Annotated in this window: 14 protein-coding genes; 5 read left to right on the plus strand and 9 right to left on the minus strand. The window is 39.1% G+C overall.

Annotated elements, in window-relative coordinates:
• Window positions 1-775 precede the first annotated feature (775 nt).
• The 3 genes from AC5JM2_RS04005 to AC5JM2_RS04015 all read left to right on the plus strand — a co-directional run bounded on the left by AC5JM2_RS04005 (window position 776) and on the right by AC5JM2_RS04015 (window position 3,670).
• Window positions 776-2,422 carry an ABC1 kinase family protein gene (locus AC5JM2_RS04005; protein WP_495833645.1) on the plus strand — a complete coding sequence of 549 codons (1,647 nt, stop codon included), beginning with the start codon at window positions 776-778 and terminating at the stop codon, window positions 2,420-2,422.
• Between the two features lie 84 nt (window positions 2,423-2,506).
• A complete protein-coding gene (locus tag AC5JM2_RS04010; protein ID WP_495833621.1) occupies window positions 2,507-2,875 on the plus strand; it encodes a hypothetical protein in 369 nt (122 codons plus the stop codon).
• A 372-nt stretch (window positions 2,876-3,247) separates the two neighbouring features.
• On the plus strand, window positions 3,248-3,670 hold the full coding sequence (locus tag AC5JM2_RS04015) for an NUDIX hydrolase (protein ID WP_495833622.1): 423 nt from the start codon (window positions 3,248-3,250) through the stop codon (window positions 3,668-3,670).
• Window positions 3,671-4,031: 361 nt separating this feature from the next.
• Here the strand turns inward: AC5JM2_RS04015 and AC5JM2_RS04020 are convergent, their stop codons facing one another.
• The 9 genes from AC5JM2_RS04020 to AC5JM2_RS04060 all read right to left on the minus strand — a co-directional run bounded on the left by AC5JM2_RS04020 (window position 4,032) and on the right by AC5JM2_RS04060 (window position 13,975).
• Window positions 4,032-4,964: an Npun_R2821/Npun_R2822 family protein gene (locus AC5JM2_RS04020; RefSeq protein WP_495833623.1), complete on the minus strand. Its 933-nt coding sequence runs from the start codon at window positions 4,962-4,964 to the stop codon at window positions 4,032-4,034.
• Window positions 4,965-4,974: 10 nt separating this feature from the next.
• A complete protein-coding gene (locus AC5JM2_RS04025) occupies window positions 4,975-5,973 on the minus strand; it encodes an Npun_R2821/Npun_R2822 family protein (protein ID WP_495833624.1) in 999 nt (332 codons plus the stop codon).
• Between the two features lie 33 nt (window positions 5,974-6,006).
• A complete protein-coding gene (locus AC5JM2_RS04030) occupies window positions 6,007-6,978 on the minus strand; it encodes a glycosyltransferase family 10 domain-containing protein (protein WP_495833625.1) in 972 nt (323 codons plus the stop codon).
• A 193-nt stretch (window positions 6,979-7,171) separates the two neighbouring features.
• On the minus strand, window positions 7,172-7,540 hold the full coding sequence (locus AC5JM2_RS04035; protein ID WP_495833626.1) for a HepT-like ribonuclease domain-containing protein: 369 nt from the start codon (window positions 7,538-7,540) through the stop codon (window positions 7,172-7,174).
• A 30-nt stretch (window positions 7,541-7,570) separates the two neighbouring features.
• A complete protein-coding gene (locus AC5JM2_RS04040; protein ID WP_495833627.1) occupies window positions 7,571-7,885 on the minus strand; it encodes a nucleotidyltransferase family protein in 315 nt (104 codons plus the stop codon).
• Window positions 7,886-7,995: 110 nt separating this feature from the next.
• The gene (locus AC5JM2_RS04045) at window positions 7,996-9,207 is read right to left on the minus strand and encodes a glycosyltransferase (protein ID WP_495833628.1); all 1,212 of its coding nucleotides are present in this window, start codon (window positions 9,205-9,207) and stop codon (window positions 7,996-7,998) included.
• Between the two features lie 4 nt (window positions 9,208-9,211).
• Window positions 9,212-11,455, minus strand: a complete 2,244-nt coding sequence (locus AC5JM2_RS04050; RefSeq protein ID WP_495833629.1) for an ABC transporter ATP-binding protein — start codon at window positions 11,453-11,455, stop codon at window positions 9,212-9,214.
• Window positions 11,456-11,803: 348 nt separating this feature from the next.
• Window positions 11,804-12,955, minus strand: a complete 1,152-nt coding sequence (locus tag AC5JM2_RS04055) for a glycosyltransferase family 4 protein (RefSeq protein ID WP_495833630.1) — start codon at window positions 12,953-12,955, stop codon at window positions 11,804-11,806.
• Between the two features lie 15 nt (window positions 12,956-12,970).
• Window positions 12,971-13,975, minus strand: coding sequence for a glycosyltransferase family 2 protein (locus AC5JM2_RS04060; protein WP_495833631.1), 1,005 nt, complete (start codon window positions 13,973-13,975; stop codon window positions 12,971-12,973).
• 363 nt (window positions 13,976-14,338) lie between these two features.
• Between AC5JM2_RS04060 and gloB the strand changes: the two genes are divergently transcribed.
• Both gloB and rplI read left to right on the plus strand, forming a co-directional pair.
• Window positions 14,339-15,112, plus strand: coding sequence for a hydroxyacylglutathione hydrolase (gloB, locus tag AC5JM2_RS04065; RefSeq protein ID WP_495833632.1), 774 nt, complete (start codon window positions 14,339-14,341; stop codon window positions 15,110-15,112).
• Between the two features lie 224 nt (window positions 15,113-15,336).
• Window positions 15,337-15,795, plus strand: a complete 459-nt coding sequence (gene rplI, locus AC5JM2_RS04070) for a 50S ribosomal protein L9 (protein ID WP_495833633.1) — start codon at window positions 15,337-15,339, stop codon at window positions 15,793-15,795.
• Window positions 15,796-15,811 lie beyond the last annotated feature (16 nt).

Genomic DNA, 15,811 nt, shown 5'->3' on the forward strand with positions numbered 1-15,811 from the left:
TCATGCTAATTTTTGGCATAGCTCACTAGATAATGTGCTAGCCAATTACGTTTTTCAAATCATACACAAAATCTTTAATTATATTGCATACTTCATCTAATTACCAAAAATAATTCATAAATATATAAAGTTTTGATTTTGAAGTCGTTTACAACTCACACTAATTACACAAAGAAATCCCACCTGTACAAGCTTATATAGATGTGTACCTCTTCTTTCTGTTTGGCACAGACGATACTAAGCAATTCACGCATTCACGTATTCAATCCGGAAGAAAACCAGGGAAGCGCAACTCGTCTAGCCTCTAGGTGTGTGCATTCTGATATGCGTGACAGCTTCACTTCAGTTAAGGATTTTATAGTCTCAAATGATACTTTTGGATAAAAAGAATATTTTTCAGAAGAAAGACAAGAATCTTTGTAAATCACCTTTAAGTTAGGTTTTTTTATAAGCTTTGATATTCAAAAAAAGATAAAAAGAACACTTTTCTCTAAATAGACTACTGAAAATTACTATTTTTACGCTCAGATCATATAAGTATATATACTTTTATGTACTAATATAAAATAAAAGATAATAAAAAGTAACGTTAAGTAAAGATTAGCGATCAGGACAAGGGACAACAAAGAAAATGCCTACAAAGCATTTGTATGGCTAAAAGGGTGTCCTTGTTTGGCTTTAGAAAGTAAAACCTTTTTCAGTTTAAGAGTAAGAGGAAGATAAGGGAGTGAACTGGCAAACCCTTACACAACAAAATCATCGACGCTACGATCCAATGGCGATCGCCCGCTACTACCGCTACCGTCCTTGGCTAGCTTGGATGCGGGCGATAAAGATTGTTTGGTTTTTTGCAGTATTTATTCTTAGTCTCAAGTGGGATCAATGGCAAAATCAAGAGGAGCAAAACAAGTTCAAACGAGCGACTCAATTGCGGCTGTTACTAACCCGCCTTGGTCCGACGTTCATTAAAGTTGGTCAAGCCCTGTCAACACGACCAGACTTGATACGTAAAGATTATCTAGAAGAACTCATCAAGCTGCAAGACCAATTGCCAGCTTTCGATAATGGACTCGCCTATAAAATTATTGAAACCGAACTAGAACGTCCAATAAGCGAAATTTTTAGTTCGCTATCCTCATCTCCCGTCGCTGCAGCTAGTTTGGGTCAAGTTTATCGTGGTCGTTTGATGAGCGGCGAAGAAGTGGCGGTGAAAGTACAGCGCCCCAACTTGCGCCCAATTCTCACACTTGACCTTTATCTGATGCGATGGGCGGCTAGTTGGTTAGCTCCTTGGTTACCCCTAAACCTCGGTCATGATTTGGCAATGATTGTGGACGAGTTTGGTACCAAGTTATTTGAGGAGATAGATTACATCAACGAAGCCCGCAACGCGGAGAAATTTGCTAATAACTTTCACAACGACCCCCAGGTTAAAATACCGGCGATATATTGGCGTTACACCAATGTCCATGTTTTAACCTTAGAGTGGATTAACGGTTTCAAACTCACCGAAACAAACAAAATCCGCGAAGCAGGTTTAGATCCAGAGTTAGTCATCCAAGTTGGCGTGACCTCTGGTTTGCAACAACTCCTAGAGCATGGCTTCTTCCATGCTGATCCACATCCAGGTAATTTATTTGCCATGGCTGATGGTCGTATGGCTTATATAGACTTCGGCATGATGGATCAGTTGAATGAAACCACAAAAGAAACTCTGGTAGATGCATTAGTACATCTAGTTAATAAAGAGTACAACGAATTAGCCGAAGACTTTGTCAAGCTAGGTTTTCTCAGTCCAGACACGGATATTCACCCGATAGTACCAGCACTAGAAGCAGTTCTGGGAGATGCTATTGGTAAAAACGTTGGGGATTTTAACTTCAAAACCATCACTGATGAGTTTTCGGAACTGATGTATGAATATCCTTTCCGAGTCCCTGCAAAGTTTGCTTTGATTATTCGTTCTTTGGTAACACAGGAAGGAGTAGCCCTCAGCCTCAACCCAAATTTCAAAATTGTTGAAGTGGCATACCCCTACGTTGCAAGGCGCTTGTTGACAGGCGAATCTCCACAACTGCGGCGACGTTTGCTGAATGTGCTTTTTAAAGATGGTAAATTCCAGTGGTCTCGGTTAGAGAATTTGATTGCGATCGCCCGCAGTGATACTAACTTTGACGTATTACCTACGGCTCAATTGGGATTGCAATATTTACTTTCTGATGAAAGCAAGTTTCTGAGGCGACAGTTAGCGCTTGCTCTTACTGAAGATGATCGTCTTCATACAGAAGAAGTCCAACGCTTATGGAATTTGGTAAAAGATGACTTAAAACCAACTCGCTTATTCAACGTAGCGATTGGAGTTTTGACAGAATTTTCCCGAGAGGGAGTAGCTGCTATTCTACCGAAAGCCTTAAAAGAATGATGAATTATGAGTTAACAATTATGAAAAAATATTATTCATAATTCAAAACTCATAATTCCGTACTCAATCTCCACAGGAGTTTTCATGTACTATATTCCTCAAAATCCACCCTATTTTCTATTAGTTGTTGGATTATTTGCAGCATTAGTTTCAGACCTCGCCTTATGGGGAACGCTGAAAGTCATTGTCCATAAATGGCAAGACGATGGTGCAGAAACTTCTGGCTCTCGTCTACCGATTAGACATTTATCTATACCATTTATAGGAATTACTGTTGGTCTTTGTGTATTTCTCTGTTGTGGTTTTGAAATATTTGGCTTTCCGCCTTTAATTGCCTATGGAATTGGTATACCAGTTGCTCTTATAACTGCCTTGCTGATTTGGTTACAGTTGGGAAGTATGCTAACTTTTGTAGAACGCCAAGGGATACAAGCTCTAGATTTAGATTCTTAGCAGGAAAATCACTCGTGAACAAAGTAGGGTAGATATTACTTCTACCCTATTTATGTTGTTTTAAAATATAGGAATCTGGTTTTGTTTATGAACGAACTCGTCAGCGCAGGGAACGCTTAACAGGGAACGCTTAACAGGGAAGAAGCAATGATGTACCTAGCTTCGTCAAAAATAAAATATGAGTCCTATATTAAAAATTTGATATATTTATTATTTTAACATATCTACTTAACCAAAATTTATAATTTCTGTCTTGTATCCTTGATCACAAAAAAAAATAATGTAAGATTATGCCTTTGATAAGAAGTCAAGGAAAATCATAAAAAGGTTTTTTCTTAAGAAGAACATTGATATCGAAGGAATCAGAATTCCATGAGCCAAAAAGACAGCAAAGTACTTCAGCAATCAGGGGTCATTCCATATCGAGTCAGAGACGGAAAAATAGAAGTTTTGCTAATTACAACCCGAAATCGTCAGGAATGGGTTGTGCCGAAAGGAGGCATTTGTAATGGAATGAGTCCACCAGAATCAGCAGCAAAAGAGGCGTGGGAAGAAGCTGGAGTTATCGGTCAAATAGAAACTTATGAAATTGGCTGTTATAAGTATCGGAAACAGGGCAACATTTACCAAGTTAGAATGTTTTTGTTACCAGTCCAAAGAATTTTAGAAGAATATCCAGAAGTCAATCAAAGAAAGCGGCAATGGCTAGATGTTAGCAAAGCTATTAGGTGTGTCAAGATAAAGTCGTTGAAAAGAATGTTTAAGACTTTAAAAAATCAGGAGAAGAATTCATAATCCAGAACCCATAATCCATAATGAATCAAGCTAAGTAGAACGGCGCAAAAAAACCAAAGTATGTAACGGAAAGTAAAGTTGCCCAAAAAGCTCTTCTCTTCTGCCTTCTGCCCTCTGCCTCCTGCCTTGTCATAACGACAATTTTCAACACCGACCTACTTATGGTAGCTATTGTGGTAATAATTGACACAAAAGATTTGTTTTCAAATATTGAATTCACAAGCATTATGACGACTGACGAGTGACACTTATATTCTTACAAATCAAGTGATTTAGTAGTTAGTAAAGCTGCTTTATGAAGATTATTGACTTAAGATTTTAACTTACGTCAAAGCAATATATTAGGTAGATTCCTTAACTTTTACAAATTAGATTTTATTTTTCTCAGTTGATTCTTCAAATTCTCCAATGTTTGCTCCCACTGACTTTTCTTTGGTTTTTCTGGGAAAACTGCGGGTGGAAGTGCAGGATTAAGATTGCGATAATATTCCCAAATCTCCCAATAAGGGCAACCAGGTTCAATCCGAATACCAGCCCAGTGGAGATATTGTAGAGGTTGATTCACTAAAGGATCAATCAGTATATTTCCCTGAGTCTGAAAATGGTGACTTCCTCCCCAATTTCCTGGTGCTTTACCTTCTCTGCGGACAATGTTAAAGCGAGAAGGGATTCGCTTCAGGAGCATATAATTGATAATAGGTTGGTCGGAAGTTTTTTGGGAAAAATCGAAATATTCTGGATGTGCGGCGCACTCGGCGAAAGTTTCATATAAATCCTGTTCCGAGATAAGATTTTTCTTGGAACCCCAAAAACCACCATTGAAAATATCTTTGACTTCATCTTTGGTAAAGACTTTTTCTTCTAAAACTTTTGGTGTAAAGACATTCGTAATACCACCGGCGTGTTGATAATCACAACAAAGAAAATTGTATTGATTCAGATAATTCAGATTATCAATAATTTTTTCAAAGACAACTATATCTGTATCTATGTACAAAAACTCATCAAAAGGTCCAAACCAACAAGCTTGCTTGCGAAATTGATTAGGACGAGCAAAAAACTTGTTTCCAAAAACTTCATGTAATTTTATTGATAATCTATCAATAAAGTCTAAGTCTTCATAGATTTGTACTCCATAATATTTTCCGAGTGTATCTGCAATATTGTGATAATTCTCATCATAAGGAATCATGACAATTGGTGTTTCTTTATCATGCAAACGGATGCTGTTGAGTAGTGCGATCGCATGATCAGTCACCTTATCATTAGCAATAATATAAATTCCACGGTTCATTGAATAATCCTCAACCTGCTAATCCTAACTTTCGGAAAATACGTGTAGCTAAACTTGGCGGTGCATTGTAAGCTTTCGGCTTACTGTTGAATTTTGGTCGCTTGTCTGGTTCATGTAGATAGCGATAATGCAAGAAAATTTCCCGGTAAGGAAAATCAATATTTTCTCCAGAACAAACGCGGCTAAACAACTGAGACGATAAACCGATATAGTGAATATAAGTTAACGGATGACCTTTGTCATACAAGATATTATCTCTGGCTTCAAAATGGGGAGAAGTTACGCAACAGCCGGTTTTTTCATTTTCAGGGAGATGATGGGCAAAATTATAGCTAGATATGCCTGACTTCATGACCATGTAGTTGAGAATAGTTTGGTCGGGAGCATTCATATATAAAATTTCGGCTTCATCTTGTTTCAGTTGTGATATAATTTCATTACGTTGTTCTTGATTAAAAAAATCCTTTTTACTTCCATACATACCCGCGCAAAAAATTTCATAATTTATGCGATCAAGCGGGAAAACATTTAACAAGTTATTCGACTTAACATTGTAGACATGAGTAGGATCTTTATATTGGAAATCATAAACAACGAAGTCATTCTGATTTAACTGCTGAAAAATATAATCTAAAGAATTTAGGACTAGAATATCAGCATCGAAATAAATAAATTTATCAAACGGACCATCGAAGCCACAAAAACGACGATGCATTCCTAGGCGATAAACTCCCGAAATACCGTTTTGTTCCCAAGTTTGGAAAGCACTAGGATGAGTTTGCCAAATTTGGGTGGCGAAATCTTCCCAACGTGCAATAGCTGCTGTATCTGCAAAGATTTCTACATTGTTTCTGTTTTTGATTTCGTGTTTTACTTTTTCTAAGTTATTATCATAAGGAATGATACAAACTGGATAAGGTTTGCCGGCATTTGCTTCAATACTATTTAAGAAAGCTACTAACTGGTCAAAGACGATATCGTTAGCGAGTACGTAAATACCTTCAGTCATCCAAGTCTCCACATATTTCCATATTTGCCGTCATCATGAACAATTTTTAACGTAATCCGAGAGCCAATTTAACAAGTTTAACTTATGTAAAATAATTTGTCTGGCTTCGGCGATCGCACTCTTGGCTGCATACCAAGCATCAGTTGTTGCTGTAACTTCTTGAATGTAAAGAAGTCCTTTTTCATCCAAACTTGGTAATTTCAAAAAACTACCAGGAGGTAATAATTTCTCTGCGGCAGTTCCCCCATAATAAATTGGCAAACACCAAGCTAGCAAAGCATCCCATAACTTCTCACTTACATACCAGTTATTTTCAGCATAGTTTTCAATTGACAAGTTATAATAGTATGGAGCCATACCATACCATTTGTTGCTCAATTCTCCGCCTCCTTGTGCCCATTCTGGCAAGCCACGACCATATAAATCAAACTTCAATTCGCTGTTTCGTAGCAGTTTTAAAAATTCCAAGCGCTGGCGATGGTTAACTGTACGACTAATACCAGATGTCACCCAACTACATGGTCTAACTTTTTCTGGTGGTGGCATATCATTCAACTCACGAAATGAGTTAGAATAATACCAAATAGCAGGCATATAATTCGGCGTGGGGGCAAAATCATCTGGTCCAGAAATATAACCGCAGTGCGCTTGAGCCTGTTGATAAAATTTTTGATTCAATTCAACCACTTCATCTAAAGGTGGTTCTCGCAACAGATAAATGACTCGCTCTTTAGGAATTTTTATAAGTTTATTTTGTAGCGTTTGCTGTGCCTTTTCGTATTCAAGTTGTGCCTTTTTATTTTTCCAAAACCACAACTGCTTTTGCGGTGGTTCCGGAAAAGACGTGTAGTTATACATTAATAAAAAATCTGGTTTGGGGGCTGTAGAATGGATTTGAATATCACCCCAGACACCAAAGGGATGAGGAGTTTGTTGCCATAGCCAATCTGGTTTTTGATCTAAACCAGGATAGCTGCTGATCATGCCGACTGTTTTGATGCTCATTTTTCATTAATTTGTGGATGATGAAGAGAGAGAATAGGGAGATGCACAGGGCAAACGTATCAATTTTATTTAGCCACTCGTAGCAGAATGGAAAAAAGATGCCAATACTTACTAAGTGTACTCCACAGTCTTTGATTCAGCATTCAAACAGTCGCACACGTACGGCTATACAGAGGAAACCCACCTGCGTGGGTTAAACGCGATCGCCAAACTCACTTTCCAGCAACTGTTGTATTTGTTCTTGCAAAGGCTGAACTTTATTCTGCACAATATCCCAAATAATTTCGTTTTCAACCTGGAAATAAGTGTGAGCTAGAATATCTCTTAAACCCGCAATTTTTCGCCACTCAACTTCAGGCGCAGACTCCCGCATTTCCACAGGAATATTTTTCACTGCTTCTCCAATGATTTGAAGGTTACGCGCAACCGCATCAAATGTCTTCTCATCCACGATAAATTGCTCGAAAGTTATGCCTTGGGTGTAACGTAATACCCTCCGGGTTCGCCAGTCGCCTGCGGAGGGAAACCCTCCCGCAGCGCTGGTCTCACCTTTGCACAGCAACCAACAATGTCCTCTAAATAAAAACGAATATTACGCGACACGAATTGCCTCTTTTTCAACAACATCACGGATTGAAGGCTTCAGCGTTAAGCGTAGCTCTGCCGTAGGCAATCGCCAACTGACTAAATCAACCTGAGTTCCAAGTTGATCTTCGAGATAAAATTTGATTTCCATATAGCGATCAAAGGTGAGTGGCGGTTCAAGTTCAACCAGGATATCAACGTCACTGTCAGATCGAGCTTCATCTCGTGCGACAGAACCAAAAATCGATAGCGATCGAACACCAAAGTTCTTCAAAACAGTCCAATGCTGTTGCAAAATTGTTAATACTTCGTCACGTCGCATATCCTTGCCTTTGAGGAAATTTAACTGTTTGTGATTCTATTTTAGGGAACTCTTAACGCTTAACATAAACTATACCTAGCCGTTAAAAAATATGCGGAGGAATTCTATAGCTAAGCAATAAGTGGAGGACGAAGAGATTCATCAACATAACTCAAAATTTTTGCGGCTCGATTTTCCCAAGAAAACTGCTTCACAAAGTTGATAATATCTTGATAGCCTTCGGCTTTCCTTGGATGAGTTTTTAAAACCTGCGCGATCGCTTCAGCAAATTTGTTAGGACTATCTGGTTCGCACCAAGCAGCGACAGCGTTAGTATTCTTAAACTCTACTAAAGAGGGAATTTCTGTTGCGACTATGGGATTTCCAGAAGTTAAGTAATCAAACAGCTTTAGGGGAGATGTGAATGTTGCAGCTTGTCCGGAACAATGGGGATGAGCTAAGATATCAGCGGCTTGTAGCAAAGATGGTAAATCCTGGTGCAAGAGATACCCTAAGAATGTAATATTGTTAACTTGCTTTTCTTTAGCTAATTGCTGATAAAGTGCAACTTCTTTTTCATCACCACCTGCACAGACAATTTGAATATTTGGCATGAGTGCAGCAACATCAACGAGGATATCGATACCTTTAAATTTTCTTAATGCTCCTGCATAAACGACTAAATATGAACGTTCATCTTTGAGAAATTTTTTGCGCCATTCTGCTACTTTTTCTGGCTGTCTAATCAGAAACGAGGAATTGTAACCATTGTGCTGCGTTATTACTTTTTCTGCTGGCATTCCATGTTGTATCATGTTTTCTCGGACTGTATCAGTAACTGTGACAGCTACTTGAAACAGTGGATGATTAACAATTTCTGGTTCAAATTCCTTATCTTCGTAATGGTGATGTTCGTAAATTGCTGGTACACCATTTTTAACTGCTGCTTTGATGAAATTCCAGTTCCAAGCGTGGACAAGTTTGGTAGTCGAAAGGATATGGAACGGAAAATAATATTTTGTGGCAATGGTGTTAGAGTCGGTGAATTTGCTTTTGATATAATCAATAGGCCAAGGCATGGGTAGAGGAGCAACTTTGAGCTTTTGCTGGATGTTGTAGTATTTGATGAGTGCTTCTGGTGTTTTCCTTGGTTGAAATGGACGAGCTAAATGAATTGGGTTGAAAGCTGCTAATCCTTTGCGAGGATATGCCAAAACTGATGAGTACCCTAAGTTTGCTGCTGCGTTTGCCGCGTTAGCAGATACTATAATATGAGCTTCTGGTTTGGGTATCTCTTCTGTTACAAAGAAGACGTAGTTTTTCAGAAGAGTCGTATTTTTCATGATTTTAAACTTTAAGGTTATCGTCGAAATGATCTAATTTTTCTAGCAGATGCGTGAGCGCTTGATAAGCTTCCTGGATAAATTTCTGTTGGCTTAGAGGCGTATTTCTCGAATCATTGGCTAGGGAGTTTAGAGAGCTAAGTATAGGATCAAGAGTCATCCGAAACTGATTGCAGATAACTATCAAATTTTGATTGAGGGTGGCGAAGCTGTGATTTGGCTGTGTGCCTGATAAAGCCCAGTTCGTTTGTAGGTGAACAATATCTTCAAAAACATCAATGCTGTTGAGAACTTTTAAGCCTGATTTGTAGGATTCTTCTATAAATTTATTTGGCTGTTGAGGATTGTTTTGTCTATTATCAAGTAGTACGCGCAAAGAACCAATCATAGACTGAAGCCGCGTGCGAATTTCATCAGAGATACGGATTAAGTTTTGCTGGCGTTTGGTAGCTGTTTCCACTTTATCGGCAAATTGCATTGCGTACAAACGCGAGTAGTAACCACCCTTTTGTAAGAGTTCTTCATGGGTTCCCACCTCCACCACACTTCCTTGATCCAAAACAGCAATTTGATCCGCTTTTTGCACTGTGGAAAGGCGGTGAGCAATGACTAATGTTGTGCGATCGCGACTGAGGTTATCTATAGCTTCTTGCACCAAACGTTCGGAAACAGTATCTAAAGCGCTCGTGGCTTCATCTAAAATCAAAATTTCTGGATTTTGTAGTAAAGCACGTGCGATCGCAAGGCGTTGTCTTTGTCCTCCAGACAACATCACACCGCGATCACCAATGATAGTTTTAAATCCCTGAGGCAATTTGCTGATAAACTCATAAGCATTTGCCTGCTTTGCTGCGGTGATAATTTCCTCTTTGGTTGCTGATTGACGTCCGTATGCAATGTTATTCCACACTGAGTCATTAAAAAGGAAAGTATCTTGACTGACAATTCCCATCACCTGTCGTAGTGAGAGCAAGTCGAAATCACGCAAATCGATGTCATCGATGGTAATACAACCAGATGTCGGATCATAAAATCTGGGTAACAGATCTGCCAATGTTGATTTTCCTGCACCAGAACCGCCTACCAATGCCAGTGTCGTACCTTGCGCTAAGTATAAATCTACATCTTTGAGTACCTGTTTTTCATGATCAGGATAGGAAAAGCAAACCGATTGAAAACCCACTCCCTTATTTAATTTTGTGTAAACAATTGAACCGTTACTCATTAACGGCTTATTCTCCCAGCTTAAAAAATCATTAACTATGTCTACACTGGTAGCAGTACTTGCAAAACTACTGCGAAGAGTATTTAACTGAGAAATAAACGGTAGCAGTCGTAGTAATACCAATAAATATGTTAGTAGTACTGTTGAAAGCGAGACAATTTGGTTTACAAAGAAGGTGCGACTCAAAAAGACAATCAGTATGATAGCTGTCACGCCCATGACTTCACTCAGTGGTGCGATCGCCTCCGAATAAACCTGAGACTGAAAATCAGCTTTTTCGCGAGCGTGAATGAGTTTCCGAATACGTTGATATTCTCTTTGTTCACTACCTGTTGCTTTAACTAGACGAATTCCATTGAGAGTTTCTAGTATCGCGATCGAATAGGCTCTCGACATATCACTGAGCTGCTTGCCAAACTGTTTGGCACGGCTTATAGCATACTGATTTATTAACGTGACTAAAGACAGCAAAACCGTAGCAGCGATCGTTAATTGCCAGGAAATTGACAGTAGTATCCCAACAAAAACTAGAATTGTAATCCCTAAGATCATTAACTTAATCGTATTACCTACAGCACTGGCTGCACGGCTAATTTCTCCGCCAAGACTGTTGATTATGTCACCAACTTTCATCTTGGTGTAATAAGATAAATCAATTTGTAGCAATAAAATTAAGCCAGTCTCGCGCATATCCGAAGTGACTTTGCGCGTTAAGGTACTAGATGCTAAAGTACTAGCGTACGTCGCTAGATTTTTTAACAGAATCGTAAAGATAATTGTCCCCGCCATCACTCCTAATAGGTAATTTTCGGGAATATTATCAAACGGAGACATCAGTTTTTTGAGAATAGGAGGAGCACCACTGAAATCTACTGATTGTCCCACTATTCTTAAAATTACTGGAACAATCAGAGCAGTACTAACACCATTAAATAAAGCTCCAGAAAATCCTAACAATATTGTCAGGAAAGTCAATATTGGATATGGTTTAGCAAATCTTACTAGTAGTTTGCTGGTAGACATTGGGGATTTGTCTCACAATTTACTTTTGATTAACAGAATTCATAAAGAAATCACAATAAATAATTTTTGTCTTTCTGTTTTAGACAAATACAGATACTCCTTTCAAGAAACACAGGGGTGTAGGGGAGCCACTGCCGTGCGCGGGTTAAGCGCGTTGAGGCATGTGGCGTGAGCCAGTACTTGATGAGGGTTTCCCGACAGAGGTATCTGGCGTGTGTAAGGGAAAAAGGTGTTTCTTTCTTTCATATTTTGCTGGCTGCGAAGCCGCTAGTTGGAGGCTCATATCTTATTTTGAGCGTCAGTGAAATTTGATAAATTCACCCTGGCAAAATCACACATTATAAATACTCATAACTGAGCAATTACGGACTCTAAGGTAGACGCCATAGTCTCAAGGCTATATTTGTTTATACACCTTTCTCTTGCCTTGAAACCTCGCTCATTTGCTGACTCTAAATTCTCAAATATAAAATCAATTTGCTCTGCAATTTGTTCTGGAGAACTAGGAGCAACCAAATAACCAGTTTCGCTTAAAATTTCTGGAATATCTCCAACTCTAGTTGATAATACGGGTTTAGCCATTGCCATTCCATCTGTTAATTTTAGGGGGAATTGGGCACGAGCGATGATTGTATCTCGCTGAGGAACAACCACAATATGAGCCGCTGCTACAACCTCAGGCATAACCTCCACAGGGCATTTGGGCAACTTGATAATCCAACGCCCCCATCTTTGAATGAGTTTATCATCATAATCATCATAAGGACTGCCACCGACAATCACTAGTCTTAAATCCGACTGGTTTAACCGATCCAACGCCATCAAGACATCTTCAACACCTTTATGTGGTCGTGGTGCACCTGGAAACATTAAAATACGATAGTCATCAAGATCATAACGAATTCGGCTAGCCTTTGAATCATAGATACTAGGGTCGAACATAGCAGTATCTTTACCATTAGGCAGATAAATACCGCCAAAACGTTCTTGGAGAAACTGAGTATCTATTGTTACGGCATCAGCCTTTCGTACTAAACTTTCCATCCATTGTATATAAAGTGGATGATCGGGAAATCTTAATGCACCATCTTTCTTTAAAATATCCCTGGCAAATTGCTTCAGACTGGGACGATACTTCCACTCCATACCTCCATACCAGCTTAATTCCCAGTCATCCATATCCAAAAGCAAAGGACGACGGCTGCTGATTTTTTTCAGTAAAGACAAACCAAAACTCGTAACCTTTGGTTTGACTGCATAAATAATATCTCCATCTATTTTTTCTAAAACTTGCCGACTGTAGCTCAAAAACTCAGGATAGTTTTTTCCAGGAACAGAAACAATCTTGATCCCATTGGGAGGAATTGCATAAAGTTCTTTTCCAAAAAGAAAACCGATAATTTCTACCTCATGATTAAGCTTTTTGAGTACTTGTGCTAGCAAAAAGGCACGAACACTCCCACCACCGCTTAAATCACTAACAATTAATGAAAATTTCATAATTATTATTTTTTATCACTTCCCTTTTGGAAACAGCATGGATATCACTTTATTTGTACGGTAACCGCGATACTTTTCGTAGAGGAGAAAACTTGGGAGGATTTTTCTGATAGTATTGAAAGTCTGTAGTTGCTTTTGATTTTTGAGCGTAATTTTTTGGTTGAGTACGCGAACCGGCATAGGAACTATTTTTAGTAATCTTTCAAAATCGTCTTCCTTTTTCTCCATAATTGCTTCCTCTAAGAAGAATTCCAGACCAGTTTGACAAATTTTGTTCAGTTCTGGATAATTCTTGAGAATATTTTCGTAAAACAGAATATAGTAGTTTTTCATATAATTCCAACTATTAGTTCGATTTGACTGATGCTTCGTGTAGTAAGTACCAATCATCGGGGTGTAAACGAAATTCGCACCTGCCATTAAAATAGCGACAGCAAAATATCTATCCCCCAGTGCTTTGAGGTATTCCGGAAATTTTGTCTTAGTCAAGACACTTTTTTTCATCAGCATAGCTTGCTGAAGCGCGGGATGAGGTGTATTTGCAAGGAAGTCAGGAATGAGTAAACGTTGAATGAATTCATCTTTAGTCAATGAACCAATCACATTTTCCTGAGTGTTGATAAGATTTTGGTTTGCATCGAAAAACACCCGTTCATAATCGCAGTAAAAGACTGTGTCGTCATTGACATTAACTTGTTCTAAATAGCTGAGTTGAAATCTCGTTTTGTCTTCATGAATCCAATCATCTGCATCTAGACATTGAATCCATTCACCCTGTGCTTTCTCAACGCCAAAATTGCGAGATGAAGGCAGACCACCGTTTTCTTTATAGTAGTACTTTACTCGCTCATCTAAATTCATCAACTGCTCAGCGACCTGACGAGTATTATCAGTAGAACCATCATCGACAATCAAACATTCAATATCAGAAAAAGTTTGTGATAAGACACTTTTGACTGATCGTTCAAGGTAACAACCTTGGTTAAAGCAGTTGACAATGATTGAGACTTTAGGTGGCATTTATAAATAATTCCTTATTGGTGAAAATATATTGATAAATTTACAATCAAGATTTTCATTCATGAATGTCTTTTCAAAATAAATCCTAGCATTAGATTTTTCGCTGCATGACAACATGTTTTTAGTCAAATGACGCCTGTACATCATATTTATTGTTAATATCGCATGAGTTACCCTGAATGTCTCGTTCGCCAAGTATTTACATCAACCAAGCGCGATACTACATGCGATCAGCCTCCGGTATCTGGTCGAAAATTTCCCTTGTCCATTACAACATATAGCTCGTGCAGGTAGTCCACTCGCTCTGTTTTAGATAGCATTGTTGAGAAATGCCAAACACCAATTGTCAGGGAGATACACTAAATGCAAGTCATTCGTCTTGAGGCACTTTCAGATAACTACATTTTTCTGCTGCACGATCCAAAGCAAAATATTGCTGCTGTTGTCGATCCAGCCGAGGCGGAACCAGTTTTGCAGAAACTCAACGAGTTAAAAGCTGAGTTGGTGGCGATTTTTAACACGCACCATCATCAGGATCACATCGGAGGAAACCGCCAACTTATGCAACAATTCCCTAATGTGATAGTTTATGGTGGGGCTGAGGATAGAGGGAGAATACTGGGACAGCAGGTGTTTTTACAGCAAGGCGATCGCGTTGAATTTGCACACAGAAGCGCTGAGGTTATCTTCGTTCCCGGACATACCCGCGCTCATATCGCCTATTATTTTCCACCAGACAACCCAAGTCAAACGGGTGAGTTATTCTGCGGCGATACCCTGTTTGCTGGTGGTTGTGGTCGTTTATTTGAAGGAACACCAACGCAAATGATTCATTCCCTAAGCAAATTCCGCTCGTTACCTGATTCTACTCGCGTCTGGTGTGCCCACGAATATACTTTGAAAAATCTGCAATTTGCCCTCACCGTAGATGCAGATAACACTGACTTACAAACACGTTATGATCAAGCGAAAACGTCCCGCAGTCATGGAGAAGCAACTGTTCCCTCGCTTTTAGGAACCGAAAAGCTCACAAATCCCTTTTTACGTTGGGATCAGCCAGCATTACAATCAGCTGCTAATAGTCACGACTCGGTACAAACCTTTACGCGATTGCGAGGAATGAAAGATAAATTTTAAGATAGTCATTAGAAAGCACTACTCGACTAGGAATAAATGACTCGGTGCAAAGAAGATTCATTTTTCTTGGCAAGAGAGTTGCGATCGCACCTTGCATTTCGCTATTATTTGTAGGTTTAGGGCTATATCCAAAGCAGCTTGGGATACAGCAACACCCATGTGAACTAACATGGCTATTGCTCAAGCAATTAAAATTTTAGAGAAAGCAAAGAAAAAGAACAACGATGGCCAAACGCATACAATTAGTTTTAACTCAAGATATCATCAAGCTAGGAAAATCTGGCGACTTAGTGGAAGTTGCCCCTGGCTATGCTCGTAACTACTTAATTCCCAAAAGTTTGGCAACTCGTGCCACTCCTGCTATTCTCAAGCAAGTCGAACGTCGCCGCGAAGTAGAACGCCAGCGGCAATTAGAATTGAAGCAACAAGCCCAAGAGCAAAAAGCAGCTTTGGAAAAAGTTGATAACTTAAGAATTGCCAAGCAAGTTGGTGAAGCCGAAGCTATTTTCGGTACTGTCACCACCCAAGAAGTGGCAGAGGTTATTCAACAAACCACAGGACTTGAAGTGGATCGGCGTGGTATCAGCATACCCGATATTAGCAAGTTAGGAACTTATGAGGCTGAAATTAAGCTGTATACTGACGTGACAGCAAAAGTCAGCATTCAAGTTGTAGCTAGCTAAAACTTCTAAACCACCC

The organism is Brasilonema angustatum (assembly GCF_059505445.1).

Coding starts and splice junctions, on each gene's coding strand:
- gloB (WP_495833632.1), top strand. CDS start 14,339: ATGCAAGTCATTCGTCTTGAGGCACTTTCAGATAACTACATTTTTCTG.
- AC5JM2_RS04060 (WP_495833631.1), bottom strand. CDS start 13,975: ATGCCACCTAAAGTCTCAATCATTGTCAACTGCTTTAACCAAGGTTGT.
- AC5JM2_RS04015 (WP_495833622.1), top strand. CDS start 3,248: ATGAGCCAAAAAGACAGCAAAGTACTTCAGCAATCAGGGGTCATTCCA.
- AC5JM2_RS04040 (WP_495833627.1), bottom strand. CDS start 7,885: ATGCGACGTGACGAAGTATTAACAATTTTGCAACAGCATTGGACTGTT.
- AC5JM2_RS04045 (WP_495833628.1), bottom strand. CDS start 9,207: ATGAAAAATACGACTCTTCTGAAAAACTACGTCTTCTTTGTAACAGAA.
- AC5JM2_RS04010 (WP_495833621.1), top strand. CDS start 2,507: ATGTACTATATTCCTCAAAATCCACCCTATTTTCTATTAGTTGTTGGA.
- AC5JM2_RS04030 (WP_495833625.1), bottom strand. CDS start 6,978: ATGAGCATCAAAACAGTCGGCATGATCAGCAGCTATCCTGGTTTAGAT.
- AC5JM2_RS04020 (WP_495833623.1), bottom strand. CDS start 4,964: ATGAACCGTGGAATTTATATTATTGCTAATGATAAGGTGACTGATCAT.
- AC5JM2_RS04055 (WP_495833630.1), bottom strand. CDS start 12,955: ATGAAATTTTCATTAATTGTTAGTGATTTAAGCGGTGGTGGGAGTGTT.
- AC5JM2_RS04005 (WP_495833645.1), top strand. CDS start 776: ATGGCGATCGCCCGCTACTACCGCTACCGTCCTTGGCTAGCTTGGATG.
- rplI (WP_495833633.1), top strand. CDS start 15,337: ATGGCCAAACGCATACAATTAGTTTTAACTCAAGATATCATCAAGCTA.
- AC5JM2_RS04025 (WP_495833624.1), bottom strand. CDS start 5,973: ATGACTGAAGGTATTTACGTACTCGCTAACGATATCGTCTTTGACCAG.
- AC5JM2_RS04050 (WP_495833629.1), bottom strand. CDS start 11,455: ATGTCTACCAGCAAACTACTAGTAAGATTTGCTAAACCATATCCAATA.